This is a genomic window from Terribacillus sp. 7520-G (assembly GCF_002271665.1).
Lineage (GTDB): Bacteria > Bacillota > Bacilli > Bacillales > Amphibacillaceae > Terribacillus.
The window spans coordinates 46,182-72,106 of record NZ_NQFP01000035.1; the positions used below are offsets into that span (position 1 = coordinate 46,182).

Consider the following 25,925-nt stretch of genomic DNA (forward strand, 5'->3'; position numbering starts at 1 on the left):
TTTGCACAAATTCCGTGCAAAGCTTCTTTTCATCTGGTCAGCGTTGTACGGTCGGCTGATTTCAGTAATCGGCTGACAATGTAGAGCAAGAGAGCGATAAGCCCTCCGATGTATAACATCGTGAACAGCAGGGAGATCAGCATCTGCGTTTGAAGAACAAATAAAAGAGCAATCAGAAAACCCATGGAGCCTACAGAGAGAACGAGGGCAACCAGGCTTGCCAATCTGTTTTGGAACAGCTCCGTTTCCTCTGTCCAGCCAAGCTTTGGATACAGCAGATCACTCAGCATACCGATGATAGTCACGGCAGCATTGATAAGCAGCGCAAGGAATGCCCAAAGCAATGCTTCTCCAATATTCAACTGCAGGACGGGGATCGCTATCACGAACAGCACAGCGATCGGCAGCAGATTAATCAGGAATGCAGCCTGTAATTTGGCCAAGACGATCTGCTTCATGCTTAATGGCAGGAATAGATGGGCTTCCCAGCTTTGACCGTCTTTTGAAAAGCTGACGATACTGATTGGATTGAGGCCGATCGAAAATATATTTGCAGCTAAAATGATGACAAATAGCATACTGCCATCCATATCCTGCACCAAAGCGGCAGCATTGCTGAAATCCCCCATGAAGAAAATCACAAGCAGCAGTGCTGGCATGAGAAGTGCCCCGGCCACACATTGCAAAAAGAAAGTAGGCGTCCGGAATATGGTCTGGATTTCTTTTGTGCGATACGCATGGATGATCGATCGCTGCTTTCTGGATATCCCTTTACCGCTGAATACCTTGCCGGAGCCTGTGTTCAGCCCCAATGCTCCCTTCAGGTAGAATTTTTGGGCAGCCGCATAGAAAAGCACAGCCGCTAGAAATGCCGATAATAATACAGTGACAAAGAAAAGCAAGCGTTGCAAGGAGTCAGATGAAGTCAGTAAGTTCGTCATCAGCGTGGCAGGTGGATAGTATTGCGTCGCCACTTGAAGCAAGCCGCCTTTTTCTGAGCTGGCTGCAATCATCTGGGCAATTTTATCCGGGTCAGTCTGTAAACGCAAAACTACGTTCAGTAAGATGAGCAGAGCAAAGCCGATGATTCCGCCGATTATTTTACTGCGGTCCTTATTCGTACCTTTGTTGATAAACTGTATCGCGAACATGACAACTGCCGCTGCCAGCGCGTAAGGAATGAGCGGGATCAGCAAAAACAGCAGTATGGCATAGAAAAAATACATGAAATCCGCACTGGAAAGCAATCCATAATAAATGCTGACAGGCAAGTAGGAAGCAGCAGAAATCAAATATACATAAAGGAGCGGATTCAAGGATTTCGCGATCAGAAGCTGATACGAGTGCACCGGAAAATGAAGGAAGGAAGTGATATCTTCCGTGAAATAGAATGTGTTCATGATCAGTATCAGAGATAGGATAAACACAATGAAAAAATTCATGAGGAATAGTGCTCCCAGTATGACATCGGTGTTTCCCGATGGTTCGAGCAAAGCATACATCGTTTCGATGACCTGCAGCATGAATCCTCCGAAAGTCACACCGATGACGAGCAACCCGAATAACCCGACTATCAGGCCGATCACCACGCTTGGCTTTCTGAATACGTTGGCATATTGCATTTTCAGCTGAATACGAGTAAGTGCAATGATCGGTTTATGCATCCTGTGTCAACTCCAGGAAAATATGCTCCAAGCTATCATCAGACTGGAATCTCTCCCGCATTTCCGGTAGAGTTCCCTGGAACAGAAGCTCGCCTTTACGGATGATGGCCACCTCATCACAAAGCTGTTCCACAACCTCCAGGACATGTGAGGAGAAAAAGACGGTATGTCCGTTCGCTGCATGCTGACGCATCAGTTCCTTTAGCTGATAGGAGGATTTTGGATCCAATCCTGTCATCGGTTCATCAAGGATCCAGACAGAAGGCTGCTGGACAAGCATACCGGTTATGAACAGCTTCTGCCGCATACCATGCGAATATGTCTTGATTTGATCCCCCAATGCCTCATAAATACTGAACATTTTTGCGTACCGCTCAATTCTTTCTGTCCGTATGTCCGGTGCAATGCCATAAATATCACCAATGAAGTGAAGATAATCAAGGCCATTGAGACGCAGGAAAAGATCGGGGCTATCAGGAACATAACCGAATTCTTTTTTTGCGGCGATGGTGTCTGACGTAATATCTTTGCCATTGATGGTGATCGATCCGGATTCAATCGGCAGGATTCCGGTAATCATTTTGATCGTAGTTGATTTGCCGGCTCCATTCGGACCAAGGAAGGCAAAAATCTTTCCGCTTGGAACTGTCAGGCTGATGTCGTTCACGGCAATTTTATTTCCATATTGTTTATGTACATGGTCGATTTGTATCACTGGACAACCTCCTTGTATGTTACTTCCATTCTGGTCGTTATTTGCCAAATATTCAAGGGGGATTTATATAAAAAAGCCAATACCCTCACTGCATATAATACGCCTACTCCCAATATATTTAAGACAAGCCTGGGAGGGATGAATATGCGTGAGTTACAGAGAAGGACAGCATTCATAGCTGTGTTTCTCCAGACGATACTGAATTTTACCCTTACCATCCTCGCGATGATCCTCGTTGTTTTCCTATTGAAAAAAACAGTATTCATCTTTGATGTCCTGCTGATCCAGAATGAAGAGGTCGGTTATTTTTATCTGGCTGAAGGCATCATCGTTTATTTTCTTTATTTCGAATTTATCAGCTTGATCATCAAGTACTTTACCCATGACTATCACTTTCCGCTTCGCTATTTTATCTATATTGGGATAACGGCGATCATTCGGCTTATCATCATCGATCATGAACATCCTCACACCATCCTTCTGTATGCATCGGCAATCGTATTGCTTGTGATTGCCCTCTTGATAGCGAATCACTCCAATCTGAAAGACGACGATCAATTGGATTGAATAATCAGCGTAACGATTTAACCGGATTGGCATAATATGATACACTTTATAGTGGATAAGTAAGCTTTGTCGTCAGAAAGGAAGAGAAACGAATGATCAATCGCAAAAGTGCGCGTGAAATAGAAATGATGCGGGCTGCTGGTGAGCTGCTCGCAAATGTCCACAAGGAGATCCGCGGCATGATCAAGCCGGGTATCACAACAATGGAGATTGACCAGTTTGTCGAGGAGTACTTGGCTAAGCACGGTGCAACAGCAGAGCAAAAGGGTTACAATGGTTATGCTTATGCAACCTGTGCATCCATCAATGATGAAATCTGTCACGGATTCCCAAGGAATGAACCGCTGAAAAATGGGGACATCGTCACTATCGACATGGTCGTGAATTTGAACGGCGGATTAGCTGATTCTGCCTGGACGTATGGAGTGGGTGAAATAAGTGAAGCAGCCCAGCGTTTGCTGGATGTAACCAAGGAATCTTTGTACAAAGGGATCGAAAAAGCACAGCCAGGCGCCCGAATCGGCGATATCGGCCATGCAATCCAACAATATGCGGAAGCAGAAGGTTACTCTGTCGTACGTGATTTCACGGGACACGGAATCGGTCCAACAATCCATGAGGATCCGCATATCCCGCATTTTGGCTTGCCGAACAAAGGACCTCGCCTAAAAGAGGGTATGGTCATCACCATCGAGCCGATGATCAATATCGGGGAGTGGGGCAGCCAGATGGATGATAACAATTGGACGGCCCGTACGATTGACGGTTCTTTGTCCGCTCAATATGAACATACAATCGTCATCACCAAGGATGGCCCTGTCATCCTGACAAATCAAGATGATGAATGAAGAGAAGCCTGTACCGTATATCGGTATAGGCTTTTTTATGGTTCGATATGGATGAAGGTATGGAAGATGTCGTGCTTTTTTATGAGCAGCTTTTCCAATCTTTCGGTGATGGCGTGACTTTCTTTTACATTGAGGGAGGCATCGACCCGGATGATGACATCGACCAGGGATTGATTGCCGTGGAGCCTGGCTTTGATTTCGACGACCTCGAGTACATCCTCATCCTGCAGGATGCTTTGACGAATTTTCAATAATCTATCCACATCATATCCATCCGTCAGGGAATACGTTGCGTCATAGAAAATATCCCAAGCCGTTTTGCATATCAATATCCCGACAATGAATCCAGCCAGCGGATCCAGCCAATAATAGCCGAACTGGGCTCCCGAAATCCCGATGAAAGCACCTAAACTCACCAATCCGTCAGAACGATTGTCCTGAGCGGCAGCCATCAATGCTGAACTTTTGATGCGTTTAGCTAGGGCTGCGTTGTATCGGTGGACTGCCATCATGACAAAAGCAGCTCCCAAGGCAGTCCAGCCTGTCAGCATATCAGGCTGGACGTAGTCTGGTTCCATCAATCGCTCGAAGGTGTCGAACAGGACATGAAGTCCAACAGAAATCATGATGAATGCAGCGACAAGCGATGCGATTGTCTCCGCCCGGAAATGTCCGTATTTATGCTCGAGGTCGGGCGGCTTCCGCGATATACGCAATCCTATCAGTACAGCGACGGATGCTATGACATCCGTTGTATTATTAAGCCCGTCCGCAAACAGCGCATCGGAATCCCCGATGTAAGCGGCGAGCAGTTTGATGAAGGATAACAGCAAATAAGCTGTTATACTGAGCAAGGCTCCTTTCTCACCAGCCCGCAAATTATCATACTGGCTCATATGTAAAATTTCCTCCGATCTTATCCTGGGGCAGGAATGGTTAAAGCCTGTCCAGAATGGGTACAAGATAGTACATTATATTCTTCTGCTTGATCAATATACGAAGGGGTTGAAAAAAATGAGCCAGGAAAAGATCATCATTGAAGGCACCTTGGAAGGAATGCGTTTTTATAAGGAACTGGATATCGTGATCAGTCCCGAGGCCGAGACGCCGGAGCAAGCGATCATCCGATTCTACGGAAGCGAGGCAGAAAATTTCGAGAAGCTGGCCAGGGAGCAAGGCTGGCGCAATTGTTATTGGACTTATGCAGATACTTCGGTCCTGCTGCCGCAGGCAAATTGATCCCAGACTTAGCTGGGATTTTTTAATTTGGATAAAAACCTCGTGCCTTGCAGAAAATGAAAGTAGTTTGCGAAAGGCAGGAGACGACATATGGGTGAACAAAATAAATCGGCAGGTAAATCGCCGAAGGATATGCGCTGGTCAATTGTGTCGCTTGCATCGATCCCTTTGATCATGACACTTGGGAATTCCATGCTGCTGCCGGTGCTTCCATTGATGGAGGAGGAACTGGATATCACCAAACTCCAATCGAGCTTCATCATTACATTCTATTCGATTGTAGCCATCATATTCATTCCTATAGCCGGCTTTCTGTCTGATCGTTTCGGGCGCAAAGCTGTCATTCTTCCTTCATTGGTCATTGCCGGGGCAGGCGGACTTATAGCTGGAATTTTTGCCACCGGGAGTGAAAGTCCATACCTTTGGATTTTGATAGGGAGGATCCTGCAAGGAGTAGGGGTAGCCGGGGCAGCGCCGGTTGTCCTTCCGCTTGTCGGGGATATGTTCGATAAAGAGGAAGATGTCAGTGCCACACTCGGTATTGTCGAAACGGCCAACACCTTCGGAAAAGTATTAAGCCCTGTGCTTGGGGCGCTGCTGGCAGGTTTCCTTTGGTATCTGCCGTTTTATGCAATCCCTGTTTTTTGTGCAATTTCCTTTTTGCTTGTCCTCTTCCTTATCAAAAGGCCAAAAGACGATGAGAAAGGCAATGATTTCAAAACATTCATGAAAAACACGAAGGCGGCATTCCATGAACATGGCGGCTGGCTGTCAGCAACTTTCCTTATCGGTGCCATTCTTATGTTCCTTCTCTTTGGCATCCTTTTTTATTTGAGCACTGTACTGGAAGAAAAGTATGGTATGCATGGCATACTCAAGGGAGCGGTTTTGGCCATACCGCTGGCGGCATTATGCCTTTCTTCTTATTTGACGGGCAAATGGATCAAGAGCAATGGCAGACTGATGAAATGGATCACATTCACAGGAGCGGTCTGTGCAGGCGTCGTAACGATCGCACTCTATTTCTCGAAAGGAATTGTCTTCATGATGGCTGTCTTCCTTGTTGCGGGTGTGGGAATCGGAGCGGGACTGCCATGTCTGGACTCATTGGTCACAAGCAATATGGAAAAGGATGTGCGGGGCACGATCACGTCCTTGCTGAGCGCCATGCGTTATGTAGGTGTGGCGGCTGGTCCTCCGGCGGTTGCTATTCTGCTGAAGGCGGATCTTATCTGGCTGATTGTGACATTTGCCGGCGCAGCCCTTATTGCAGCCTTGCTCACATTAAAATTCATCAAACCTCCCGTTCCAGAGGAGCAAAGACACAATCCGGTTCCGCATTTACATTAATTTAATCAACTAATCAGAAAATTGTTGCAAAATTAATGTTTATCCAGCATAATGGAAAAAAGGAACCCAGGGGGAATCGTTCCATGAAAAAGCATAAAGTTGTCTATCGTCTGCAAAGAACGAAGGGGAAGCGTCCTTATGTGAAAGCAAAGCGGGAGATTTCGTTTGAAGTGAAGCTGGCCACAAGACTTATGCTGGATGAATTTTACTTTACCTGGAACAAGAATAGACTGGAAGCCCAGATCAATGCATGCATCGATAATAAAGATGAGGAACGATTCAGGGAATTGAGTGAAGCTTATCGCCCTTATGTTCTGGAATGATATAATGAAATTACAGGATCTGCCCTGTCATTGGACAAGGCAGGTCTTTTTACGTGCGAAAAAATTTGATAGCTATGCTATAATAGCTTCAAAAATAAGAAGTGCGAAGAGGAGATTCTAGAAATGAAGCGTTTGATGCTGTTTGCTGTGCTTGGCGCTGTATTAGTCGCAGCAGGATGTCAAAGCGAGCAAACCAGCCAGGAGCAAGATACGAATGAGAATAAGACGGCTGAGAAACAGACAGAAAATCAGCAGGCAGAGCAGGATCAGGAAAAAGAAGGAACCGAAAAGGAACAGACTGCTGATGCAAAGCCTGACCAGCATCAGGTGGAAGCTGATGATGTAGTGGGCACCATCGAAAACCCTGTGACAGTCGATAATCCTGATAGTATCGAGGTTGTCGTGAATAAAACAAGGAAGTTCCCCGATGGCTGGGAACCGAAGGATCTGGTCGAACCGGATGTACCGTTTTATTTTGATGAGCATCTGGAAAAGCGGAAGTTGCGCAAAGAGGCAGCCGAAGCATTGGAAGAGCTGTTTGCCGCTTCCAAGAAAGACGGTATGGAGCTGGTAGCAGCGAGCGGCTATAGATCGGAAGCAAGACAAAAGGAAATATACGAGAATAACGTTGCTACTCAAGGGCAGGAAGAAACGGATAAAGTATCGTCCAGGCCTGGGCGGAGTGAGCACCAGACAGGACTTGCCATCGATTTGACTTCTGCGGAGATGGCGCTTGCTCTGGAAGAAACATTCATCGACACGGATGAAGGGAAATGGCTGGCAGAGCATGCACATGAATATGGATTCATCATCCGCTATCCGGAAGGAAAGTCTGACATTACCGGTTATAGCTATGAACCATGGCATATCCGCTATGTCGGTAAGGATCTTGCAAAACAAATCTATGAAGAAGGATCGACATTGGAGGAGCATTTCCAAATGAAGTCCGATCTTAAGAGCTGAAAAAGAGCCACTGTCCAAATGGGCGGTGGCTCCAATTTATGTGATGGGAGGTCACATACATTATTAGCGGCATACTATGCCAGAGACTTACTGGTCCAAATGTGCTTACAATTGCTGCACAAGAAATTGAATAATGATTAACTCACCTTGATTCTAACATATTGTATCCAGGAAAGGTAGCCAAATTATTAAATTTTTTCAAAAATGAAAACATAGCCAACCTTCCGAAGATGAGAGCCGCAAAAAGCTTGATTATTTGTTACAATATAGGTGCCTTATCAAATGAAGATCTAGGAGAGGGGAAGTAAAATGGAATTTCGCATGGAAAAAGATACAATCGGAGAAATCCAAGTTCCTGCAGATAAGTTTTGGGGAGCACAAACGCAGCGCAGCAAGGAGAATTTTCCGATTGGTACAGAAAGAATGCCGAAGGAAATTGTATACGCTTTCGCTTTGCTGAAAAAAAGTGCTGCAAAGGCAAACCATGACTTGGGTTTGCTTGAGAAAGATAAAAGTGACGCTATCGGTTTTGCTGCCGATCGAATCATGAACGGGGAGCTGGATGAGCATTTTCCGCTGGTGGTCTGGCAGACAGGCAGCGGCACGCAATCCAATATGAATGTGAATGAAGTCATTGCTTTTGTCGGAAACAAGTGGCTGGAGGAACAAGGGAAAGAAGCGCGCCTGCATCCGAATGATGATGTGAATAAATCCCAAAGCTCAAACGATACTTACCCGACAGCTTTACATATAGCTGCTGTGACACAGCTGGAAGATACCGTGCTGCCTGCCTTGAATAAGCTCAAAACAACAATGAAGGAGAAATCCGAAGCATATCAGGACATCGTGAAAATCGGGCGCACGCACCTCCAGGATGCAACTCCGCTTACGCTTGGACAGGAAATAAGCGGCTGGCATCGCATGCTGGAAAAATCAGAGCAGATGATCAAGACAAGCCTTCCGTATGTGCAGGAATTGGCAATTGGCGGAACAGCAGTCGGGACAGGCTTGAATGCACATCCTGACTTCTCTGAAAAAGTCTGTCATGAATTGTCCGTTGCCACAGGGAAGGAATTCCGATCGGCCGCAAATAAATTCCATGCTCTGACAAGCCATGATGAAATCGTGTATGCGCATGGAGCACTGAAGGGTCTGGCAGCAGATATGATGAAAATAGCCAATGATGTGCGCTGGCTGGCGAGCGGCCCGCGCTGTGGCATCGGCGAAATCGAAATCCCTGCCAATGAACCGGGAAGCTCCATCATGCCTGGTAAAGTGAACCCTACTCAAAGCGAAGCCGTTACAATGGTAGCTGTACAGGTGATGGGGAATGATGCAGCCATCGGTTTTGCAGCCAGCCAAGGGAACTTCGAGCTGAATGTATTCAAACCGGTCATTGCATACAACTTCATTCAATCTGCCCAGCTGCTTGCGGATAGTATGATATCCTTCAATGACCGCTGTGCGATCGGGCTGGAGCCGAATCGAGAAAAAATCGCAAAAAACCTTCAGGATTCTTTGATGCTCGTAACAGCTTTGAATCCGCATATCGGTTATGAAAATGCAGCAAAGATTGCCAAGAAAGCATTCGCTGAGAATACGACCCTGAAAGAAGCTGCGGTGGCAAGCGGATTGCTGACGGAAGAACAATTCGATTCCTATATCAAGCCGGAAGAGATGACCTATCCGAAGTAATGCCATGTTTGACCAGGAGTTCCAATAAGTAATCGTGATAAAAAACACCTTCCTGCCCAAACTAAAGGCATAGGAGGTGAACAAACATGGCGAACAACAATTCAAACCAATTGGTAGTACCAGGCGTACAACAAGCAATCGATCAAATGAAATACGAAATCGCACAAGAGTTCGGAGTGACTCTAGGCGGTAACGAAACTTCTCGTGCTAACGGTTCTGTTGGTGGAGAGATCACGAAACGTCTTGTAGCTTCTGCTCAGTCTCAGCTTAGCGGCGGTCAATTCTAATTTCATATCGATGGCAAGAGAGGCACCCATTCGAGGTGCCTCTTTCTTTATGGAAGATTATGGAGCGCCCAGAAAAGGGCAAAGGCATCCTGGAATTTCCGGATGTCGAGGCCGGTTTTTTCTGTCAGCTTATCCAAGCGGTAATTCAAGCTATTGCGATGTATGTAAAGCTTCTTGGCGGTCAAGGTCAGGTTCTGGTTGCAGGCGAAATACATACGCACTGTCCGCAGCAGCTCGTCATCCTCATCCAGTCCTTGCAAAATGTGCCGCGCGATATTTTCACGATCATTGTCTGGCAGCAGCGCATGTAACAATAGAGGAACAGCTTCCTGAAAATATAGTACATGTTTGGCGGTATGGGAGGGCAATTGCTGGAATGTGGCAAGGAGCCATTCATATTGCTTGGCTGCCTCCTCCACGGAAGGCAGCCAAGGACTGATGAATAGGCGGATGGAAGCTGATAAGTCATACATAAGCATGTCGACGGCTTCTTCATAAAAAATAGGTTCTTTCTGGCGGTTTTCGATTATCACGCCAGTGTGTTTGGTGAACCAGATATAGGCAAGCGGATTATCGGTCAAGTTATCCATTGCCTCCCGGAAGGATGCTGCTTTCGTTTGGCCTTCTATGCTGAAAAAAATGAAGCGGCAGCCGTCCGCATAAAGCTGGCTTTGCATCAATCCATCTGCTTTTGCTTCCCCGTGCAGCAGCTGATACCAAGCTGTATCCGTATTGCTTTCGTTCGGTAAAGTGACGGGTGAACCGATATGATAAAGCAAAGCGAGCTCTCGTTCACTCAGCTTCTCAGCAGGCAGACCGATGGTTTCGCCATCCTCCATTCGGAACCAATGGTATCGATCTGTATCAAGGCCATCAAAACTGTTTGTTTTTACGATACCTGAAATTAGTTTTTCCAGTTCTTCAAGCATGTACATTCTCCTATCCGGACAATCTGTTTCTTTGTGATTGGTGTTATTTGTATTATACTAAAACCGAAGTAAACAGAAAGGTCGATAAAACATGAATAGTGGAGATATTTGGTTGATTTTATCCATGGCGATTATCGGGGCGCTGATTGGCGGAGCCACGAATTACTTGGCTATCAAGATGCTGTTCAAGCCTCATCGCGCCATATATATAGGAAGATGGCGGCTGCCCTTTACACCAGGATTGATCCCAAAACGCAGGAATGATTTGGCTCGTTCGCTTGGGAAGACTGTAACAGAGCATTTGCTTACCCCTCAAGGGATGCAGGCGAGGTTGATTGACGAAGGCTTCCGGATGAAGGTGAATATATGGGTGAAACGGGAAGTGCTTCGATTCATTCGTTCTGATCGTACACCAAGGCAGCTGCTTTCTGATTTAAATATAACGGTTGATATAAACGATCTGCATGAGAAGACAGCTGGTTTCTTAAGCAGACAGCTTGAAAAGCAGACTGATAAAGAGCTTGGTAGCTTATTGCCGATTGAATTGAAGGAAAAGACAGAGCTGGCAGCCGGGCGGGCTGCTTCTCATATTCAGCAGATGCTGCTTGCTTATGTTGACAGCTATGATGGCCGGCGGAAGATACAGGAGCTGGTTCAGAACTTTCTCCAAGGCAGGGGCTTTTTAGGCAGCATGCTGTCTTCTTTCATGGATCCAAACAGTGCCGTTGACAAGATTCAGCCTGTGATCATGGAATCAATCGGTGCTGAAGGTACTTATCGCTGGCTGCATCAGCTGCTTGCCGGAGAAATGGATAAACTGTTGAGCAAAAAAGTAGGTGAAGTGACCGAAGCAATCGGTGTGGATATGGTGGATGATGCAATCCATCAACTGATAAGGAAGTCGATACCATTTGATGAGCTGCTCGATACACCGATTCATGTGTATATGGAAAATGCAGAGGATAAAGTGGTGGAGGACAAGCTGACAGTACTGGTACGGCGTATTCTCCGTCGCCTCGCTGATCAAGTGCCTGTGATCATGGAACAATTGGAGCTCTCCAAGATGGTCGAAAAAGAAGTGTCCGGTTTTCCGCTGGAGCGAGTCGAGGAGCTTGTTCTGGCCATCTCCAATAAAGAATTCAAGCTGATCACTTATCTTGGTTTCCTGTTGGGGGGCCTCATCGGAATCGTTCAAGGAGTCATTGCGCTCTTTATCTGATGGCTTGAACTATACAGCGCCCTGTCGGTTTGTTATAGTGGAACTTGAGTAAAAATGAGGAGGTACGTACCATGGCTAATATGTACGATCATGCGTATGACTTAGAAAAAGCAATTCGTGAAAGTGAAGAATTCAAAGGCTTGAAAGCCGCTTATGATACGGTAATGAACGATTCGTCTTCCAAGCAGATGTTCGAAAACTTCCGTAACATCCAGCTGGAATTGCAGCAAAAACAAATGCAGGGACAGGAGATCACCGAAGAAGAAGTACAAAAAGCACAAAGCGTCGTGCAAGTTGTGCAGCAGAACGAAGAGATTGCAAAATTAATGGAGCAGGAACAGCGCTTGAATGTCGCAATCAACGATATCAGCCGCATCATCACGAAGCCTCTGGAAGAGCTTTACGGACAGCCTGACATGCAGTAAGCAGCAGCCTCTTTGCCCATCGGCAAAGAGGTTTTCTTTTGTTCGGAAACCGAACGTGCATTCGTAAGTATGGCGTGCTACTATAGAAAGAAAAGCACATGAAAGGATTATACTATGCAGCCAAAATTAACATTCATCCATGCTGCCGACCTGCATTTGGATAGTCAAATGGAGGGGCTGACTGCTGCACATCCCGCGATGAAAAAACGTCTGCAGGAGAGCACATTCGAATCCTTGAAAAGGCTGGTACAATGCGCCATCGATAATAGCGTTGATTTCGTCCTGCTTGCAGGGGATATTTTCGATTCCAACAGACAATCCTTAAAAGCGCTCGTTGCTTTGCGGGAAGCTTGCAGGGAGCTGCAAAAGCATCGGATCGAAGTGTATATACAGTATGGCAACCATGATTTTACAGGAAAGCAGCCGATGATGATCTATCCGGAAAATGTACATATTTTCAAGACTGAAAAAGTGGAAACTTTCCTATATGAAAAGAATGGAGAGCCGGCAGCTGCCATTCATGGATTCAGTTATACAACCAGGCATATCAAATCAAGAAAGGCGCAGGATTATAAAGCAAGGGGCACAGGAATATATCAGATTGGAATGCTCCATGGCAGCATTGCCACAGGCAGTGCTGCGGATGTCTATGCACCCTTCGGCATAGATGAATTGAAGCGCACTGGCTTTGATTATTGGGCATTGGGGCATATTCACAAGCGGGAGATATTATCTGAGCAGCCGCCGATTGCCTATCCAGGCAATATCCAGGGCAGGCACCGCAAAGAGGCTGGGGAAAAGGGCTGCTACTTGGTGGAGTTGGAGGGACACACCTGCTCCATGACTTTTGTACCTTTGCAGGACCTGCGATTTGAGGAAGTGGTGTTTGACATGGAGGGAGGCTTGGCATTATATGACGCGGAAAAGGCTTTGATGGAGCTATGCCTGAAATGGGAAAAAGCGTTCGGGGCGGGTGTTCTGCACGTGACCTTCCGAGGGCCGGCCCATCAGGTGGTAGCTTGGGAGCAGGAGGATAGACTGGAAGAGCTGCTTGACATCGTGAATGAACAGCAGCAGAACCTCGGCAGCCAGCTCGTCCTGGCAAGTTATGATATCCAGGCCTCCCTTGACGTGAAGCAGGAGCAATTCCGGCAGCGCAGCGATTTTACAGCTGCATTGCTCAGCACTTCCTTTCAGCCGGATGAGATGAGGGACAGCTTGGAGGAGCTGCTGAGAAATCGTCAGTTCCGTAAAATCAAGCAGTCCTATTCGGAAAGTGAATTGCAGGAGATGCTGGAGGAGGCGAAACAATTGCTGCTTCAGACTTTATTGGAGGTGGAATGAACATGCATATCATTGGTGGACATATATACGATTTTGGTAAGCTGCATGATTATACCTTCGATTTTCAAAGCAAGTCGCCGATCATCATTCAAGGGGAAAACGAAGCTGGTAAATCGACATTGAAAGCATTCATCATTTATATATTGTTCGGTATGCGTACACGTGATTTGGAGTCTTTTTTACCAAGGACAGGCGGTACAGCCGGCGGAAGGCTTACGCTTTGGTTTCCTGATGGAGAGGTCATGGTGGAGCGGATCCAGGATCGGCACAATGGGCAGGCTGTATGCTATTCGGAAGGCGAGCAGAAGGATCAGCAATGGCTGAATGAACGGCTTGGAGGTATGGATCTTTCGGTATATCGTCAAGTATTCGTCCTGGATACGGAACAGCTCATTTCCTTGCAGATGACAGATAAGGAGCAGCTCGGTCAAGTCCTGCTGAATGCAGGACAAACAGGTGCAGCTGCAGTGCCCAAGCTGGAGAAACAGCTGCAGCAGGATTTACAGCAGCTGTTTCGTCCCCAGGGAAGAAAGCCGAAAATAAATGCCATGCTGCATGCTTTTGCTGAACAAGAGCGTCTGGTACAGGAGCTGGAGCAAAAAGAGGCGGCTTATCTCCCGGATAAGGAAAAATTACAGGAGATACTGGAAAAGATTGCTGACCTGCAAGCCAGCAAGGTGCAGCTCCGGGGAAAAATCAGTGTCCAAAAGCAAAAATTGCAAGCAATTCCATGGCATAGGAAAGCGGCTTTTGCAGAGGAACAACTGCAGCAGATGGAACCTTCGGCAGTCTTTCCTGCCGAAGGACTGGAGCAGCTGCAGGAAATCCAGCATCAGCTGCAGCCATTGGAGGCACAATATCACGTCCATATAAAAGAATCTGCTGCCCTTCAACAAGAGTTGGAATCAACTGAAAATCAATTGATGAATGATGATGCATACAAAGAGCTGTATGAACAAACAGTCAGAACCGACTGGGAAAGCGTCAAGAAACGCATACAGCAATTGAAGGATGAATCCGCCAACCTGCGGAATCAAATGGCAGGCATTCGTTTGAGCTATCCATATCCAGAAGATTTCTTTTTTGATGCTTATTTGTCGGAAGCTGCCAAAGAATGGCGGCCAATGCAGGAAGAAATGATGATTCTACAAGCAGATAGCGAACGAACCCAGCAGACTATTGCTTCTAAAAGGCAGGAAATAGAAAAGATGGATCATCTTCAGGAACGGATCCAGCAGCGTTTGCTGTCAGAAAAGGAATACCGGGAGCTTCATGGCCAAAAGGATAACCAGCATGCGACTGATCATTTTCGGAGGGGGATTGTATCTCCTGCCAGTCTTTTGCTTGTTTTGGCATTGTTTTTGGGTGGTATCGGCACCATAACGGTAAATTGGATCTTGGTTTCCAGCAGCATTTTGCTGATGGGCGGTGCCGCATTGTTTTGGCATCTTGGCCGAAAATCTTCGGGTTCCTCCTCTTACGAAGAAGAGAAATTGGAAGAGCAGCAGGATTTAAGAATCCGCTGGCGGCAGTTGGAGGAGCAGCGCCATCCAATGGAAATGCAGCTTATGGAATTGCAGCAGGAACAGTCGAATCAGCTGCAGCAAAGAGAAGGTTTGCAGCAGAAAGCGGGTGTATGGAGGGAGCGATTTCCTTTCTTGAAAGAGATTCCGCTGGTCGATTGGCTGCAGGCAACCCAGGAATGGAAGGCAAGGGAGCAGTTGGAGCTTGCGCTTGAAAGGGCAGAACGAGAGCTGTCAGAACAGCAGCATCACTATAAGAAAACCATTTCCAAGCTGCAGCGGATCTTGAATCTGCCGGGTGATTTATCCGCCGAGGCAACGATCGAACAGGCTGAATACATACTGGGGACACAGCAGAAGCTAAGGCATATGAAGGAGCAGCTGTCAGTTCGCCGGCATGACATCGAGCAGCAGCGATCTGAACTTGAAAAACAGATACAGCCTTTACAGGAACAAAAGGCGCAGTTGCTTTCACGTGCGGGCGCCAAGGATGACAATCAATTCCTGCAGCTAGCTGAGCTGGATCGGAAAAAGAGGCGGCTTACGGAAGAGCTGGAGCACTATCGAATGCAGATCAAAGCGATCCTGCCTGACGGACAGTCTTCGGAGGATGTAATCGAATTCGAGCAGGAAAAAGCGGAGCGGCTGATTGCCAATCTCGAAATGGAGCAGGAGACTCTCGAAGAGGAACTGGATAGATATCGACAGCAAGCAGCGACGCTGCAGGTAAAGCTGGCCGATCTTGAATCGGATACAGAAGCTTCGGTGGCTTACCACGAATTGCAGCGTCAAAAGCAATTGCTGACAGCTGCTGGAAGGAAATGGGCTGTACGTAAGCTTGCTTACGATATGCTGCGACAAACGAAGCGAATCTTCCAGGATGAAAAACTTCCTATAGTATTGAATGAAGCGGGAAGGATTTTCTCTGAAGTGGCAGATACGTATTCCGCTCTCGCATTGACAGAGGAAGGGAAGCTGATTGTAAAGGATAAGCTTGACAGGAATATCGAGGTTGAACAGCTATCCAGAGGTACAATCGAACAGCTTTATCTTTGTCTGCGGCTTGCGCTTTCCCGGCATCTTGGTGTAAAGGAGAGTTTTCCGCTATTGATCGATGATGCATTCAGCCACACGGATCTTGCCAGGAGGGGACGTTTCTTGCCGATACTCCAAGCTGCTGCAAATGTCCAGCAAATCATTTTATTCACGTGGGAAGAGCCGTCAACCGAATGGTCCCGGGAATTCGAAGTGCTTCAGCTTGGAAAGACACAGAAAACTAGTTCCTGATAGCGTTTTAGCATTCGCAAAAAGACGACAATAATGGTAAACTGATTAAGATAAAAATTGGATTATTGTAAGCTGGAGGGTCGGGCAGTGCCGAGTAATGAAGAAAATTGGGCTAAATATGAGGAAACGATCGAAAAGTTCATACAGGTCATTGCCAAGAATATGAATTTATATGGGATCACCTCATCTGTTGGCCGGCTATATGGTGCGCTGTATTTTGCGGATCGGCCAATGACGCTTGATGATATGAGGGATGCTTTGGAGATGAGTAAAACAAGCATGTCCACAGGTGTCAGAGCGTTGGCAGAAATGAAAATGGTGGAGCCGGCATATAAAAAAGGTATACGCAAGGATCTATATAAATCGGAGGAAGACTGGTACAAATCTTTTACGTCACTCTTCGGGAATAAGTGGGAGAAAAGCACCCAATCGAATTTGGAAGAAGCGGAGGAGACGATCGAGGAACTGAAGCAGCTGAAAGAAGAAGTGGATGATCCCGAACTGGTCGGGAAGATTGATAAAGATATTGACCGTCTGTTATATGCGCGTGATTATTATATGTGGCTGCTGCAGTTCATCAATGTGGTCGAATCAGGAGAGATATTCAAATACGTTCCAAAGCCGCCAAAGAGATAACTGGCGCTGGGAGCATGAAGCCCTTGCTAGCATAGTGAGGGCTGTATTTATGAGGGAGGAGAAAAGCGTTGAAAAAAGGAATCGGATATTTTCAAGTAGGGGATAAATTTGATGGCTTTCTGCTGATCAAACAAGCAGATAAGGCGATTGCCAGTAATGGAAAAGCTTTTTTGACCTTGATACTGGGAGATGATACCGGAGACATCGAAGCGAAGCTATGGGACGCATCACCTGCAGATGAACAGCGATACCAAGCAGATCAAGTGGTTAAAATCCAAGGAGAGGTAAATGCATTCCGCGGCCGCCTGCAGCTTAAAATTCAGGCTATCCGTCTGTCGGAACCAGCGGATGGGGTTCATGCGCATGATTTCGTCAAGCGGGCACCGCTGTCCAAGGAGCAGCTATTGGAAGAATTGACATCATTCATTTTTGAAATGGAAAATCCCAATCTGCAGCGGATTACGCGGTATTTTCTGTCCAATTATCAGGAGCAGCTGCTCGCTTACCCTGCGGCAGTACGCAATCATCATGAGTTCGTTTCCGGGCTTGCATACCATGTTGTCTCGATGCTGCGGATAGCCCGGGAATTGAAGAATCTTTATCCCGAAATCAATAAGGATTTACTATATGCAGGGATCATCCTTCACGATATCGGTAAATTACGGGAACTATCCGGTGCCACTAATCCTTCTTATACAGTGGAAGGGAAACTGCTCGGCCATATATCCATCATGTCGGATGAAATTGCCAGGGCAGCCCGGGAACTGCAAATAGAGGCGGAGGAAGTGATGATTTTACAGCATATGATCCTCAGCCATCATGGCAAAGGGGAATGGGGCAGTCCGAAGCCGCCGCTTGTCCGTGAAGCAGAGCTGCTGCATATGATCGATTTGATCGATGCAAAAATGAATACCCTGCAGCGTGTAATGGATAAGGTAGCACCGGGAGATTTCTCGGAACGTGTCTTTTCCTTGGAAAACCGCAGTTTCTATAAGCCTGTATTTGAGCGGGAGTGACTGCTGGAAAGAGAGAAAACAATAGAATAGAGGGAAGTATATGAAATGGAAGGATTGGGATCGGAATCTAAAAATCCGTCTGCTTGGGGAAGCGATGATGAACTTCCTTTTTTGGGCTTACTTCCCGTTCATGACGATTTTCTTCCAGGATGCTTTCGGAAAGGACAGGGCTGGCTGGCTGCTTATGCTATCCCAAGCCCTTTCCGTCCTGGCAAGTCTGGTAGGGGGATATTGCGCTGACCGTTTTGGGAGGAGAAGGATGATGAGCATTGCAGTTGCAGGGCAATCCATCACCTTCCTGGTGTTCGCGTCCGCGAACTCACCATGGCTGACTTCATCAGCCCTGACCTTCCTTGCATTCAGTTTCCTCGGTATTTGGAGTGCGCTGTATTGGCCGGCATCACACGCAATGGTAGCCGATGTGGTCCAGGAGAAACATCGGGCTTCTGTTTTCGCCGTTTTTTACACTAGTGTGAATATCGCCGTTGTGGTGGGCCCGCTGATCGGCACCGTGTTATTTTACTCATACCGTTTCCAAATGCTGCTGGCAGGCTTTATGCTTACAGCTGTATTGTTCATCATCATGCAAATCTTCATCAGGGAAACAGTACCGGATAAAAGACAAGCAAAAGCTGATCATGCAACATGGTATAAAGCTGTCTGGAAAGAGATGCAGACGTATAGGATCATCGCTCAAGACCGTACATTCCTGCTCTTCATCGTTGCCGGTGTATTGGTTGCCCAAACATTCATGCAGCTGGATATCCTGATTGCTGTATACACGAGCGAAGTCATCACGAATCAGACTGTATTTGCACTCGGGGATTTCCGTATCGAAGTGGATGGCAAACAAGCATTCTCACTTATTCTGGCGCTGAATGGGTTATTGGTTGCCCTATTTACCGTATTTACGACCAAGTTTGTCACGAAATTCCGAATTGCCCGTGTATTCGTGGGCTCCAGCATTGCCTATGCGGCAGGTATTCTTTTGTACGGATTGACGGAAAGCTTCTGGATCTTTGTAGTGGCAATCATCCTTTTTACGATAGGGGAGCTTATGGTAGTCGGTTTACAGGAAAGTTTCGTCGCATCATTGGCAACGGAAGAGAGCAGGGGGCAATACTTTTCTGCTGCAAGTCTGCGCTTCACATTAGGAAAGCTGCTTGCACCGTTAAGTCTGGTTGTCGTCAGTTATGTAAGCTATCAGTTCGCATTCACCATCCTTGCTCTGTTGGCTCTGGTAAGTGCCTTCGTTTATAATATGATGTTCAAGCGCTATCATAAAGAACAGCGTCAAGCCTCCTGATCCGTGTCATGAATCCTTGTCCATCGGCATAGATATTACACAACAAGGACAAGGGGGTATTACAATGCCGGATATTCCATTGTGGGTCATGCTTGCTTTCCTCTGCATGATCGGCAGCGGCTTCATGGCATTCCGGACGCAGAGGCATGATTATCAGGCGGAGCAGCAGTTCATCGAGCGGGAAGGAAATGTGTACATGGAGCGCATCGAGGAAGAAAGAGCCAGACGTGCAGATAAAAAACAATGAAAAAAGACCGAAACAATTGTTTCGGTCTTTTTTATGATCAGCCGGAAGTAGTTGATGTGGAAGTCATATCATCGACCAAATCCTTGTATTGGTCGATCTTGATATCAAAGTCTGCATCCTTCAGGATTTTATTGATTTTTTCCTGCTGTTTAGCGGAGTCTACTTTCTGGATGGCCAGCTCAGTCTTGATTTGGTCGCGTTCTTCATCAAGGGAACCGACTTCTTGTTCTGTATCACGGGTATCATCCAGACGGATGATATGCCAGCCGTAGCTAGTTTCTACAGGATCGCTGATTTCACCTTTTTTCAATTTGTAAGCAGCATCCTCAAAGGCGGAATCCATAGTACCCGCAGTGAACCAATCCAAGGAGCCTTTATTTTCTACCGTTGCAGTGTCTGTGGAATATTCTTCCACGAGCTTGTCCCAATCTTCCCCGTCATCCAGCTTCTGTTTAACTTCTTTCGCTGTATCTTCGTCGGCAACCAAGATATGACTTGCATTCAAATCTGTCTTCATATGTTCATAGCGAGTTTTGATTTCATCATCGGAAACATCGACTCCATCTGCAATCGCTTTTTGTTGAAGAAGGCTTGTTTTCACAGCTTCACGGAAATCGTCTTCATCTGCATAGCCAGCTTGCTGCAGTACAGATTCAAATGAATCCCCATATTGGTCTTTCATTTTTTTCACTTGATCGTCGATCTGTTCTTTATCTACATCATATTTATCGTCAAGGGCCTTTTCCAGAACCATTGTCTGCAGCACTTGTGCTCCGTATTTATCACTTAGTTCCTGATAATAATCTTCTTTGGAAATATCCCCAGCTTTTGATTCTACCACTGTCTCACCGGAACCACATGCTGAAAGTGCGACAACGCTTGTCGCGAATACTGCAGCGATAGCCAATTTCTTCATAAAAACAAACACTCCTAATCCACTTGAAATTTGTATGGCGGCATTTCCACCGTTTCCCTTTAGACAATATATCATATAATAATAGGGAAAAGACAATCAATAATTGTAATTCCACAGTTTTTCCATATGTAAAAACGCTCCGAAAGGCGGAGCGTCATTTAACCAGTATATCATAGCTTTTATCTGTCCCTGCAATGATACATTTGCGCGGTGCCTGCAGTAAATTGCATAGGTAAAAGCCATCCGAGAAGGTCATTCCTGCATTGACACTGACAATCAGGATGTAATAGATAGGCATCACATCCATGAAAATGGCTGCAATCAGCAAAGGCAATGTAATCCAGACGGTCGGCATGAGCAAGGAAAGGAACGGAATGCCCCTGCTTGTTTCGGTCCTGACCCTGAATTGCATGATCGGGATGAATTGTCCGATCCAACGCAGTTTATATTCACAGCGCTTCCCGGATATCCAAAAAGGAATCAAATGTGTGATGCTATGGATAAAAGGAAGCAGGTATATGGAAATCAATGATAGCAATAAATCTGTTTCGTCGATTTTTATTTTTGGATGGATCAGCGTCAGCATCGGATATAAAATGATGAACACCAGTATTCCGATCATCGTCGAGATTAGATTAATCCGATTGGCACCGAGATCTTTCTTCACATCGACACTTCTCCAGCAATTCATGGCCATGGCTCCCTTCTGTAGGCATGAATTTAGGGTGAGCTTTTCTTCACTTAAGAGATATTAGTACGTTTGATCGGGAAAATCAATAGCTTTCCTGGAAATTTTACTTTAAAATATAAGAACAAGATCCGTTTACGTGAAACGGCCATTTTGAGAGACAAAGGAAGCGTTTTTATGGAGGAAGAAAAAAAGAGTACGCTGTCTTTTCATCTGCAGTTAATTGCAGAGACAGGAGTGTTGGATAAATATCCTTTCCGTAAGCTCCTCATTGAACGGGATATAAATGAGGAGGAATATGCTAGTGTCTTGGAAATGCTCCAGCGGCTTAATCGATTATACAAGGAGCAGAAGGAGGAAGGATTGCTCGATTACACATCCCTGCTCCTGGAATTCGTCGGGATGCTGCCCGAGAAGCTTTATTATTGGGATGTACTGCTGGCACTTCGTGAAGAAAAGCAGGATGATACATACAAAGATCTGGTGAACGAATTGATATTATTGGATATGAAAAACCGCTATTAGCTCCAGCTGATAGCGGTTTTTTTTGAGGATCCCAGCTGTCTGCCTTAAAAAAGCCAAGGCTGCCGGATAACGATTTTTGAATGATACAGGAATTTTAGGATGACTGTCAGTAATGGCCTGCTCGATGTACTGGAAGGTCTCGACTTGACGTTTGGCCTGATCATCCAATGCTGCATATGCAATATCGTCAACTTTTCATATGCTGGACTGACACTCGAAAAGAAGTCCTTCCTCTCTCCCTTTATCCAAACGCGTTCCGCAAGGTCCTGGTGAGCAAGATTGCGAATGTCTATATGGACAGGTGTCTTGCTTTTCCGAGCAATATTACCATTAGATCCAGAGTGATTGGACGGTTTTCTACATATAATATAGCTTCAGCTGCATCACCGAAATACTACATCACATAGCATTCAGGAGTATTCTGAAGGAAATAGGAGTAATAGGGTCGTATACATTGTACAGTATATTCTGTACGTACTATATATTCAGATACAACGATTCATTTCGTTTGATATGTTTGCTGATTATGTTTAGTATTAATAAGGTCGAAACAACGTGATAGGGAAAAATCCTGATTATCGAAGACGGGTGACAGAAGATTATTTGGAAAAGAGGTGGATACTGTGCCGATCATCAAAGTGGAAAATCTTTCTAAGGTGTTTGGGAAAAACATCAAGAATGCGCTGAAATTAGCGGAAGCTGGTAAGACAAAGGAAGAGATCTTAAAAGAAACAGGAAGCACAGTTGGTGTCAATCGTGCATCATTTGAAGTGGAAGCAGGGGAAATTTTTGTTATCATGGGTCTTTCGGGAAGTGGTAAATCCACGCTGGTGCGTTTGATCAACCGCCTGATTGAGCCGACGACTGGTAACATTTATATTGACGGAGAAAACTTAGCGAAAATGGATAAGAAGGAGCTTCGCCGGGTACGTCGGGAAAAGCTGAGCATGGTATTCCAGCGATTCGGATTATTCCCCAACAGGACGATTCTGCAGAATACGGAATACGGACTGGAAGTACAGGGAATCAGCAAACAGGAAAGATCGAAGAAGGCGAAGGAATCCCTGGAGCTTGTCGGTCTGGGAAGCTATCTGGATCAATATCCGGGGCAATTGTCCGGCGGTATGCAGCAGCGTGTGGGGCTTGCCCGTGCACTGGCGAATGATCCTGAGGTGCTGCTGATGGATGAAGCTTTTTCAGCTCTTGATCCACTGATCCGGAAAGATATGCAGGATGAATTATTGGATTTGCAGGAAACGATGAAGAAAACCATCCTGTTCATCACACATGATTTGGACGAAGCGCTCCGCATTGGTGACCGTATCGCTTTGATGAAAGACGGGAATATCGTTCAGATCGGTACACCAGAAGAAATCCTTATGAATCCGGCGAATAAGTTTGTCGAGAAATTCGTTGAGGATGTCGATCGAGCAAAAGTACTTACTGCACAGCAGATCATGAAACGTCCGGAGACTGTCAACATAGAGAAGCATGGCCCGCGTGTTGCGTTGGAACGGATGAGGGAAGCTGGTCTGTCCAGTATCTTTGTCGTGGATGGTAAGAGAACCCTGCAAGGTATCATCACGGCCGACGCAGCGAACGAAGCCCGGAAAAATGACGTGAAAAATTTATCGGAGATCATACAGCGTGATGTACCGACAGTTGAGAAGGATACGCCGCTCCATGACTTGTTCGCTGTCATCCATGATTCACCGGTTCCGTTGGCCGTTACGGAAAACGGAAAGTTATTGGGAATAATCGTCAGGGGTGCGGTGATCGGCGCGCTTGCTGGTGAGGGTGAGGTGAACGAACATGCTTGATTTCATGGAAAACGTAAAAGCTATACCAGTTGGGGATTGGATGACTGATTTTGTCGACTGGCTGACGAAAACATTTGCTTTCTTGTTCGATCCGATCAAGGACGGACTGGATAGCTTCATGAGCATCATCACACAAGGTTTGACTGCCATACCTCCTGTCATTTTCATTTTATTGATCGCTATATTGGCCTTTTTCATGACAGGAAAGAAATTCGGGTTGGCGGTATTCAGCATTATCGGATTGCTATTTATTTGGAATCAGGGACTTTGGGATCGATTGATCGAGACATTCACGCTCGTGCTGATAGCTAGTATCATTTGTATCATTGTCGGTATTCCGATTGGTATCCTGATGGCCAAAAGTAAGATTGCCGAAGCGATCATCACTCCGATTTTGGACTTTATGCAAACAATGCCAGCCTTTGTTTATTTGATTCCGGCAGTTGCTTTCTTCAGCATCGGTGTTGTCCCTGGTATCTTTGCCTCGCTGATCTTTGCGACGCCTCCAACAGTCCGCTTTACGAATCTCGGTATTCGCCAAGTATCCGATGAGTTGGTGGAAGCGGCGGATGCTTTTGGCTCGACAGGGGCACAGAAGCTCTTCAAAGTGGAATTGCCAATGGCGAAATACACAATCATGGCTGGTGTCAATCAAACGGTCATGCTGGCTCTGTCAATGGTCGTCATTGCTTCCATGATCGGTGCACCTGGTCTTGGCCGTGAAGTATTGGCTTCCTTGCAGCGGGCACAAGTAGGTCCAGGTTTCGTGGCCGGCCTCTGTATCTTTGTACTGGCAATCATAATTGATCGTTTTACACAAAACATTTATAAAGATAAATCCAAGTAATGGATGAAGCCTGTAACAGGCTTTCCGTATCATGCGGAAAAGGAGAGTTTGGTTACATGAAAAAGTGGAAAACAATGGGTGCTGCAGCTGGTCTGGCATTGTCACTCATGGCTGCGGGCTGCAGCAATGGCAGCTCCAGCTCAGACAGCCTTAGTGAACAAGTGGATTACTCGGTTACAGGTATCGAAGCCGGTGCCGGGGTCATGAAAGCGACGGAAAAAGCATTTAAGGACTATCAGCTTGATGGCTGGACCATCACGCCGTCTTCAAGCGGCGTAATGGCGATTGCCTTGGAAGATGCAATCGAGGATAAAGAGCCGATCGTCATTACAGGATGGACCCCGCATTGGATGTTTGCCAAATACGACCTCAAGTACTTGGATGACCCGAAAAACTCCTATGGCGAAGCTGAATCCCTCCATACGCTCACTCGTCAAGGTTTCGCAGATGATGTGCCAGGTGCGAATAAAGTCCTTGACCAGTTTAATTGGGAAGTAGAGGATATGGAGGAAGTCATGCTTGAAATAAATAAGGGAGCTGAACCAGCCGAGGCAGCCCGGGCGTGGGTCGATGAGCATGCAGACCAAGTCGCTGAATGGACAAAGGGTGCCGAAAAAGGCAATGGGCAGGAAGTCAGCCTTGTTTATGTGGAATGGGATTCTGAGGTCGCGTCTACGAATGTCTTGAAGGTCGTCCTTGATGATCTTGGATATAAAACAAAAATCACACCACTTGATAATGCCATCATGTGGCAGGCTGTCGCGCAAGGTGAAGCGGATGCAACAGCATCAGCATGGCTGCCGACGACGCATGGTGATCTGTATGAGCAATATAAAGACCAAGTTGTCGATCTGGGCGCCAGTCTGGAAGGTGCAAGGACAGGTTTGGTCGTACCAAGCTATGTTGATGCAGATTCCATTGAAGATCTGGAACCTAAAGATAAATGAGAAAGCCTCTTCCTGCGGGAAGGGGTTTTTCTTATGGATCAAAGCAATTCGGAGAGGAAAACAATGATGTCAAACCGCTATTAGTATCAGCTAATAGCGGTTAATTTTTTGAGGATGGCTGTTGCTTCTTCGTGGAATTGCCGACTGCTGCTCAGTTTCTCCTGCATAGTCTTCCATTCCGGATCATCTTTTGGAATGGTCTGTTTCAAGTGTTCGATGACCTCGACCTGCCGGTTTGTCTGCGCATGCCATTGCTTGACTTGCAGCGTCATCAGCTTTTTATATACGGAATTGACATTTGTATAAAAATCTTTTCTTGATCCTTTCACCCACACACGATCAACAAGCTCCAGATGGGATAAATTGCGGATTGCTATATTTACAGCAGTTTTGCTTTTTCCGATTGATTTTGCCATTTGATCCAGGGTGAGTGCATGTTTCTCTACATATAACACGGCGAGCAGCCGAGCTTCTGTTGCGGACAAACGGAACATTTCCCCTGTCCTTGTCAATTCGACTATAAGCGCTTCGTATGATGAAATCCCTTCGTTCACTATAGTCTCTACCTCCCCTTTATCTATGCGTTTGTATCAAGCTTA

General features: G+C 46.2%; 27 protein-coding genes. 20 read left to right on the forward strand and 7 right to left on the reverse strand.

Going from position 1 to position 25,925, the window contains the following annotated elements; all coding sequences use genetic code 11:
- Positions 1-29: 29 nt before the first annotated feature.
- Both CHH53_RS12555 and CHH53_RS12560 read right to left on the reverse strand, forming a co-directional pair.
- The gene (locus tag CHH53_RS12555; protein WP_095216482.1) at positions 30-1,664 is read right to left on the reverse strand and encodes a putative ABC transporter permease subunit; all 1,635 of its coding nucleotides are present in this window, start codon (positions 1,662-1,664) and stop codon (positions 30-32) included.
- Positions 1,657-2,379 carry an ABC transporter ATP-binding protein gene (locus CHH53_RS12560; protein WP_095216483.1) on the reverse strand — a complete coding sequence of 241 codons (723 nt, stop codon included), beginning with the start codon at positions 2,377-2,379 and terminating at the stop codon, positions 1,657-1,659. The genes CHH53_RS12555 and CHH53_RS12560 overlap by 8 nt, the downstream gene beginning before the upstream one ends.
- A gap of 144 nt (positions 2,380-2,523) precedes the next feature.
- On the opposite strand from CHH53_RS12560, the gene psiE reads away from it, so the two are divergent.
- Both psiE and map read left to right on the forward strand, forming a co-directional pair.
- A complete protein-coding gene (gene psiE, locus CHH53_RS12565; RefSeq protein ID WP_095216484.1) occupies positions 2,524-2,946 on the forward strand; it encodes a phosphate-starvation-inducible protein PsiE in 423 nt (140 codons plus the stop codon).
- Positions 2,947-3,038: 92 nt separating this feature from the next.
- Complete coding sequence (gene map, locus CHH53_RS12570; protein WP_095216485.1) at positions 3,039-3,794, forward strand: type I methionyl aminopeptidase; 756 nt, start codon at positions 3,039-3,041, stop codon at positions 3,792-3,794.
- A gap of 35 nt (positions 3,795-3,829) precedes the next feature.
- On the opposite strand, the gene CHH53_RS12575 is transcribed toward map, so the two are convergent.
- Positions 3,830-4,690, reverse strand: a complete 861-nt coding sequence (locus tag CHH53_RS12575) for a cation diffusion facilitator family transporter (RefSeq protein ID WP_095216486.1) — start codon at positions 4,688-4,690, stop codon at positions 3,830-3,832.
- A 118-nt stretch (positions 4,691-4,808) separates the two neighbouring features.
- Here CHH53_RS12575 and CHH53_RS12580 point away from each other — a divergent pair, with 118 nt between their 5' ends.
- The 6 genes from CHH53_RS12580 to CHH53_RS12605 all read left to right on the forward strand — a co-directional run bounded on the left by CHH53_RS12580 (position 4,809) and on the right by CHH53_RS12605 (position 9,651).
- Entirely contained in the window at positions 4,809-5,033 is a 225-nt protein-coding gene (locus CHH53_RS12580; RefSeq protein WP_095216487.1) for a hypothetical protein, read from the forward strand.
- A gap of 90 nt (positions 5,034-5,123) precedes the next feature.
- Entirely contained in the window at positions 5,124-6,383 is a 1,260-nt protein-coding gene (locus CHH53_RS12585) for an MFS transporter (protein ID WP_095216488.1), read from the forward strand.
- A gap of 83 nt (positions 6,384-6,466) precedes the next feature.
- Positions 6,467-6,706 (forward strand): IDEAL domain-containing protein, encoded by a 240-nt coding sequence (locus CHH53_RS12590; protein WP_095216489.1) that lies wholly within the window; start codon positions 6,467-6,469, stop codon positions 6,704-6,706.
- A 123-nt stretch (positions 6,707-6,829) separates the two neighbouring features.
- Positions 6,830-7,669, forward strand: a complete 840-nt coding sequence (locus CHH53_RS12595; RefSeq protein WP_095216490.1) for a M15 family metallopeptidase — start codon at positions 6,830-6,832, stop codon at positions 7,667-7,669.
- 309 nt (positions 7,670-7,978) lie between these two features.
- On the forward strand, positions 7,979-9,364 hold the full coding sequence (gene fumC, locus CHH53_RS12600; RefSeq protein WP_095216491.1) for a class II fumarate hydratase: 1,386 nt from the start codon (positions 7,979-7,981) through the stop codon (positions 9,362-9,364).
- 86 nt (positions 9,365-9,450) lie between these two features.
- Positions 9,451-9,651, forward strand: coding sequence for an alpha/beta-type small acid-soluble spore protein (locus tag CHH53_RS12605; RefSeq protein WP_095216492.1), 201 nt, complete (start codon positions 9,451-9,453; stop codon positions 9,649-9,651).
- A gap of 47 nt (positions 9,652-9,698) precedes the next feature.
- Here the strand turns inward: CHH53_RS12605 and CHH53_RS12610 are convergent, their stop codons facing one another.
- Complete coding sequence (locus CHH53_RS12610; RefSeq protein ID WP_158221559.1) at positions 9,699-10,580, reverse strand: PucR family transcriptional regulator; 882 nt, start codon at positions 10,578-10,580, stop codon at positions 9,699-9,701.
- Between the two features lie 112 nt (positions 10,581-10,692).
- Here CHH53_RS12610 and CHH53_RS12615 point away from each other — a divergent pair, with 112 nt between their 5' ends.
- The 8 genes from CHH53_RS12615 to CHH53_RS12650 all read left to right on the forward strand — a co-directional run bounded on the left by CHH53_RS12615 (position 10,693) and on the right by CHH53_RS12650 (position 19,583).
- Positions 10,693-11,799 carry a DUF445 family protein gene (locus CHH53_RS12615; protein ID WP_158221560.1) on the forward strand — a complete coding sequence of 369 codons (1,107 nt, stop codon included), beginning with the start codon at positions 10,693-10,695 and terminating at the stop codon, positions 11,797-11,799.
- 71 nt (positions 11,800-11,870) lie between these two features.
- On the forward strand, positions 11,871-12,224 hold the full coding sequence (locus CHH53_RS12620; protein ID WP_095216495.1) for a YlbF/YmcA family competence regulator: 354 nt from the start codon (positions 11,871-11,873) through the stop codon (positions 12,222-12,224).
- Between the two features lie 114 nt (positions 12,225-12,338).
- Positions 12,339-13,568 (forward strand): metallophosphoesterase family protein, encoded by a 1,230-nt coding sequence (locus CHH53_RS12625; protein WP_095216496.1) that lies wholly within the window; start codon positions 12,339-12,341, stop codon positions 13,566-13,568.
- Between the two features lie 2 nt (positions 13,569-13,570).
- Entirely contained in the window at positions 13,571-16,378 is a 2,808-nt protein-coding gene (locus CHH53_RS12630; protein ID WP_158221561.1) for an AAA family ATPase, read from the forward strand.
- An 87-nt stretch (positions 16,379-16,465) separates the two neighbouring features.
- The gene (locus CHH53_RS12635; protein WP_095216498.1) at positions 16,466-17,014 is read left to right on the forward strand and encodes a GbsR/MarR family transcriptional regulator; all 549 of its coding nucleotides are present in this window, start codon (positions 16,466-16,468) and stop codon (positions 17,012-17,014) included.
- A 68-nt stretch (positions 17,015-17,082) separates the two neighbouring features.
- A complete protein-coding gene (gene yhaM, locus CHH53_RS12640; protein WP_095216499.1) occupies positions 17,083-18,030 on the forward strand; it encodes a 3'-5' exoribonuclease YhaM in 948 nt (315 codons plus the stop codon).
- Positions 18,031-18,070: 40 nt separating this feature from the next.
- On the forward strand, positions 18,071-19,336 hold the full coding sequence (locus tag CHH53_RS12645) for an MDR family MFS transporter (protein WP_095216500.1): 1,266 nt from the start codon (positions 18,071-18,073) through the stop codon (positions 19,334-19,336).
- A gap of 64 nt (positions 19,337-19,400) precedes the next feature.
- Entirely contained in the window at positions 19,401-19,583 is a 183-nt protein-coding gene (locus CHH53_RS12650; protein WP_095216501.1) for a sporulation YhaL family protein, read from the forward strand.
- A 37-nt stretch (positions 19,584-19,620) separates the two neighbouring features.
- Here CHH53_RS12650 and CHH53_RS12655 read toward each other — a convergent pair whose 3' ends face one another.
- A complete protein-coding gene (locus CHH53_RS12655) occupies positions 19,621-20,499 on the reverse strand; it encodes a peptidylprolyl isomerase (RefSeq protein ID WP_095216502.1) in 879 nt (292 codons plus the stop codon).
- 154 nt (positions 20,500-20,653) lie between these two features.
- Entirely contained in the window at positions 20,654-21,190 is a 537-nt protein-coding gene (locus CHH53_RS12660) for a DUF3267 domain-containing protein (protein WP_158221562.1), read from the reverse strand.
- 174 nt (positions 21,191-21,364) lie between these two features.
- Between CHH53_RS12660 and CHH53_RS12665 the strand changes: the two genes are divergently transcribed.
- The 4 genes from CHH53_RS12665 to CHH53_RS12680 all read left to right on the forward strand — a co-directional run bounded on the left by CHH53_RS12665 (position 21,365) and on the right by CHH53_RS12680 (position 25,326).
- Entirely contained in the window at positions 21,365-21,712 is a 348-nt protein-coding gene (locus CHH53_RS12665) for a DUF1878 family protein (RefSeq protein WP_095216504.1), read from the forward strand.
- A gap of 623 nt (positions 21,713-22,335) precedes the next feature.
- Positions 22,336-23,532, forward strand: a complete 1,197-nt coding sequence (locus CHH53_RS12670; protein WP_095216505.1) for a quaternary amine ABC transporter ATP-binding protein — start codon at positions 22,336-22,338, stop codon at positions 23,530-23,532.
- Positions 23,525-24,379: an ABC transporter permease gene (locus tag CHH53_RS12675; RefSeq protein ID WP_095216506.1), complete on the forward strand. Its 855-nt coding sequence runs from the start codon at positions 23,525-23,527 to the stop codon at positions 24,377-24,379. The genes CHH53_RS12670 and CHH53_RS12675 overlap by 8 nt, the downstream gene beginning before the upstream one ends.
- Before the next feature lie 56 nt (positions 24,380-24,435).
- A complete protein-coding gene (locus CHH53_RS12680; protein WP_095216507.1) occupies positions 24,436-25,326 on the forward strand; it encodes a glycine betaine ABC transporter substrate-binding protein in 891 nt (296 codons plus the stop codon).
- 86 nt (positions 25,327-25,412) lie between these two features.
- Here CHH53_RS12680 and CHH53_RS12685 read toward each other — a convergent pair whose 3' ends face one another.
- On the reverse strand, positions 25,413-25,880 hold the full coding sequence (locus CHH53_RS12685; protein ID WP_095216508.1) for a GbsR/MarR family transcriptional regulator: 468 nt from the start codon (positions 25,878-25,880) through the stop codon (positions 25,413-25,415).
- Positions 25,881-25,925: the final 45 nt, after the last annotated feature.

Coding starts and splice junctions, on each gene's coding strand:
- CHH53_RS12585 (WP_095216488.1), top strand. CDS start 5,124: ATGGGTGAACAAAATAAATCGGCAGGTAAATCGCCGAAGGATATGCGC.
- map (WP_095216485.1), top strand. CDS start 3,039: ATGATCAATCGCAAAAGTGCGCGTGAAATAGAAATGATGCGGGCTGCT.
- CHH53_RS12595 (WP_095216490.1), top strand. CDS start 6,830: ATGAAGCGTTTGATGCTGTTTGCTGTGCTTGGCGCTGTATTAGTCGCA.
- CHH53_RS12620 (WP_095216495.1), top strand. CDS start 11,871: ATGGCTAATATGTACGATCATGCGTATGACTTAGAAAAAGCAATTCGT.
- CHH53_RS12660 (WP_158221562.1), bottom strand. CDS start 21,190: ATGAATTGCTGGAGAAGTGTCGATGTGAAGAAAGATCTCGGTGCCAAT.
- CHH53_RS12665 (WP_095216504.1), top strand. CDS start 21,365: ATGGAGGAAGAAAAAAAGAGTACGCTGTCTTTTCATCTGCAGTTAATT.
- CHH53_RS12610 (WP_158221559.1), bottom strand. CDS start 10,580: ATGCTTGAAGAACTGGAAAAACTAATTTCAGGTATCGTAAAAACAAAC.
- CHH53_RS12590 (WP_095216489.1), top strand. CDS start 6,467: ATGAAAAAGCATAAAGTTGTCTATCGTCTGCAAAGAACGAAGGGGAAG.
- CHH53_RS12625 (WP_095216496.1), top strand. CDS start 12,339: ATGCAGCCAAAATTAACATTCATCCATGCTGCCGACCTGCATTTGGAT.
- CHH53_RS12655 (WP_095216502.1), bottom strand. CDS start 20,499: ATGAAGAAATTGGCTATCGCTGCAGTATTCGCGACAAGCGTTGTCGCA.
- CHH53_RS12650 (WP_095216501.1), top strand. CDS start 19,401: ATGCCGGATATTCCATTGTGGGTCATGCTTGCTTTCCTCTGCATGATC.
- psiE (WP_095216484.1), top strand. CDS start 2,524: ATGCGTGAGTTACAGAGAAGGACAGCATTCATAGCTGTGTTTCTCCAG.
- CHH53_RS12630 (WP_158221561.1), top strand. CDS start 13,571: ATGCATATCATTGGTGGACATATATACGATTTTGGTAAGCTGCATGAT.
- CHH53_RS12680 (WP_095216507.1), top strand. CDS start 24,436: ATGAAAAAGTGGAAAACAATGGGTGCTGCAGCTGGTCTGGCATTGTCA.
- CHH53_RS12580 (WP_095216487.1), top strand. CDS start 4,809: ATGAGCCAGGAAAAGATCATCATTGAAGGCACCTTGGAAGGAATGCGT.
- fumC (WP_095216491.1), top strand. CDS start 7,979: ATGGAATTTCGCATGGAAAAAGATACAATCGGAGAAATCCAAGTTCCT.
- CHH53_RS12645 (WP_095216500.1), top strand. CDS start 18,071: ATGAAATGGAAGGATTGGGATCGGAATCTAAAAATCCGTCTGCTTGGG.
- CHH53_RS12575 (WP_095216486.1), bottom strand. CDS start 4,690: ATGAGCCAGTATGATAATTTGCGGGCTGGTGAGAAAGGAGCCTTGCTC.
- CHH53_RS12555 (WP_095216482.1), bottom strand. CDS start 1,664: ATGCATAAACCGATCATTGCACTTACTCGTATTCAGCTGAAAATGCAA.
- CHH53_RS12605 (WP_095216492.1), top strand. CDS start 9,451: ATGGCGAACAACAATTCAAACCAATTGGTAGTACCAGGCGTACAACAA.
- CHH53_RS12675 (WP_095216506.1), top strand. CDS start 23,525: ATGCTTGATTTCATGGAAAACGTAAAAGCTATACCAGTTGGGGATTGG.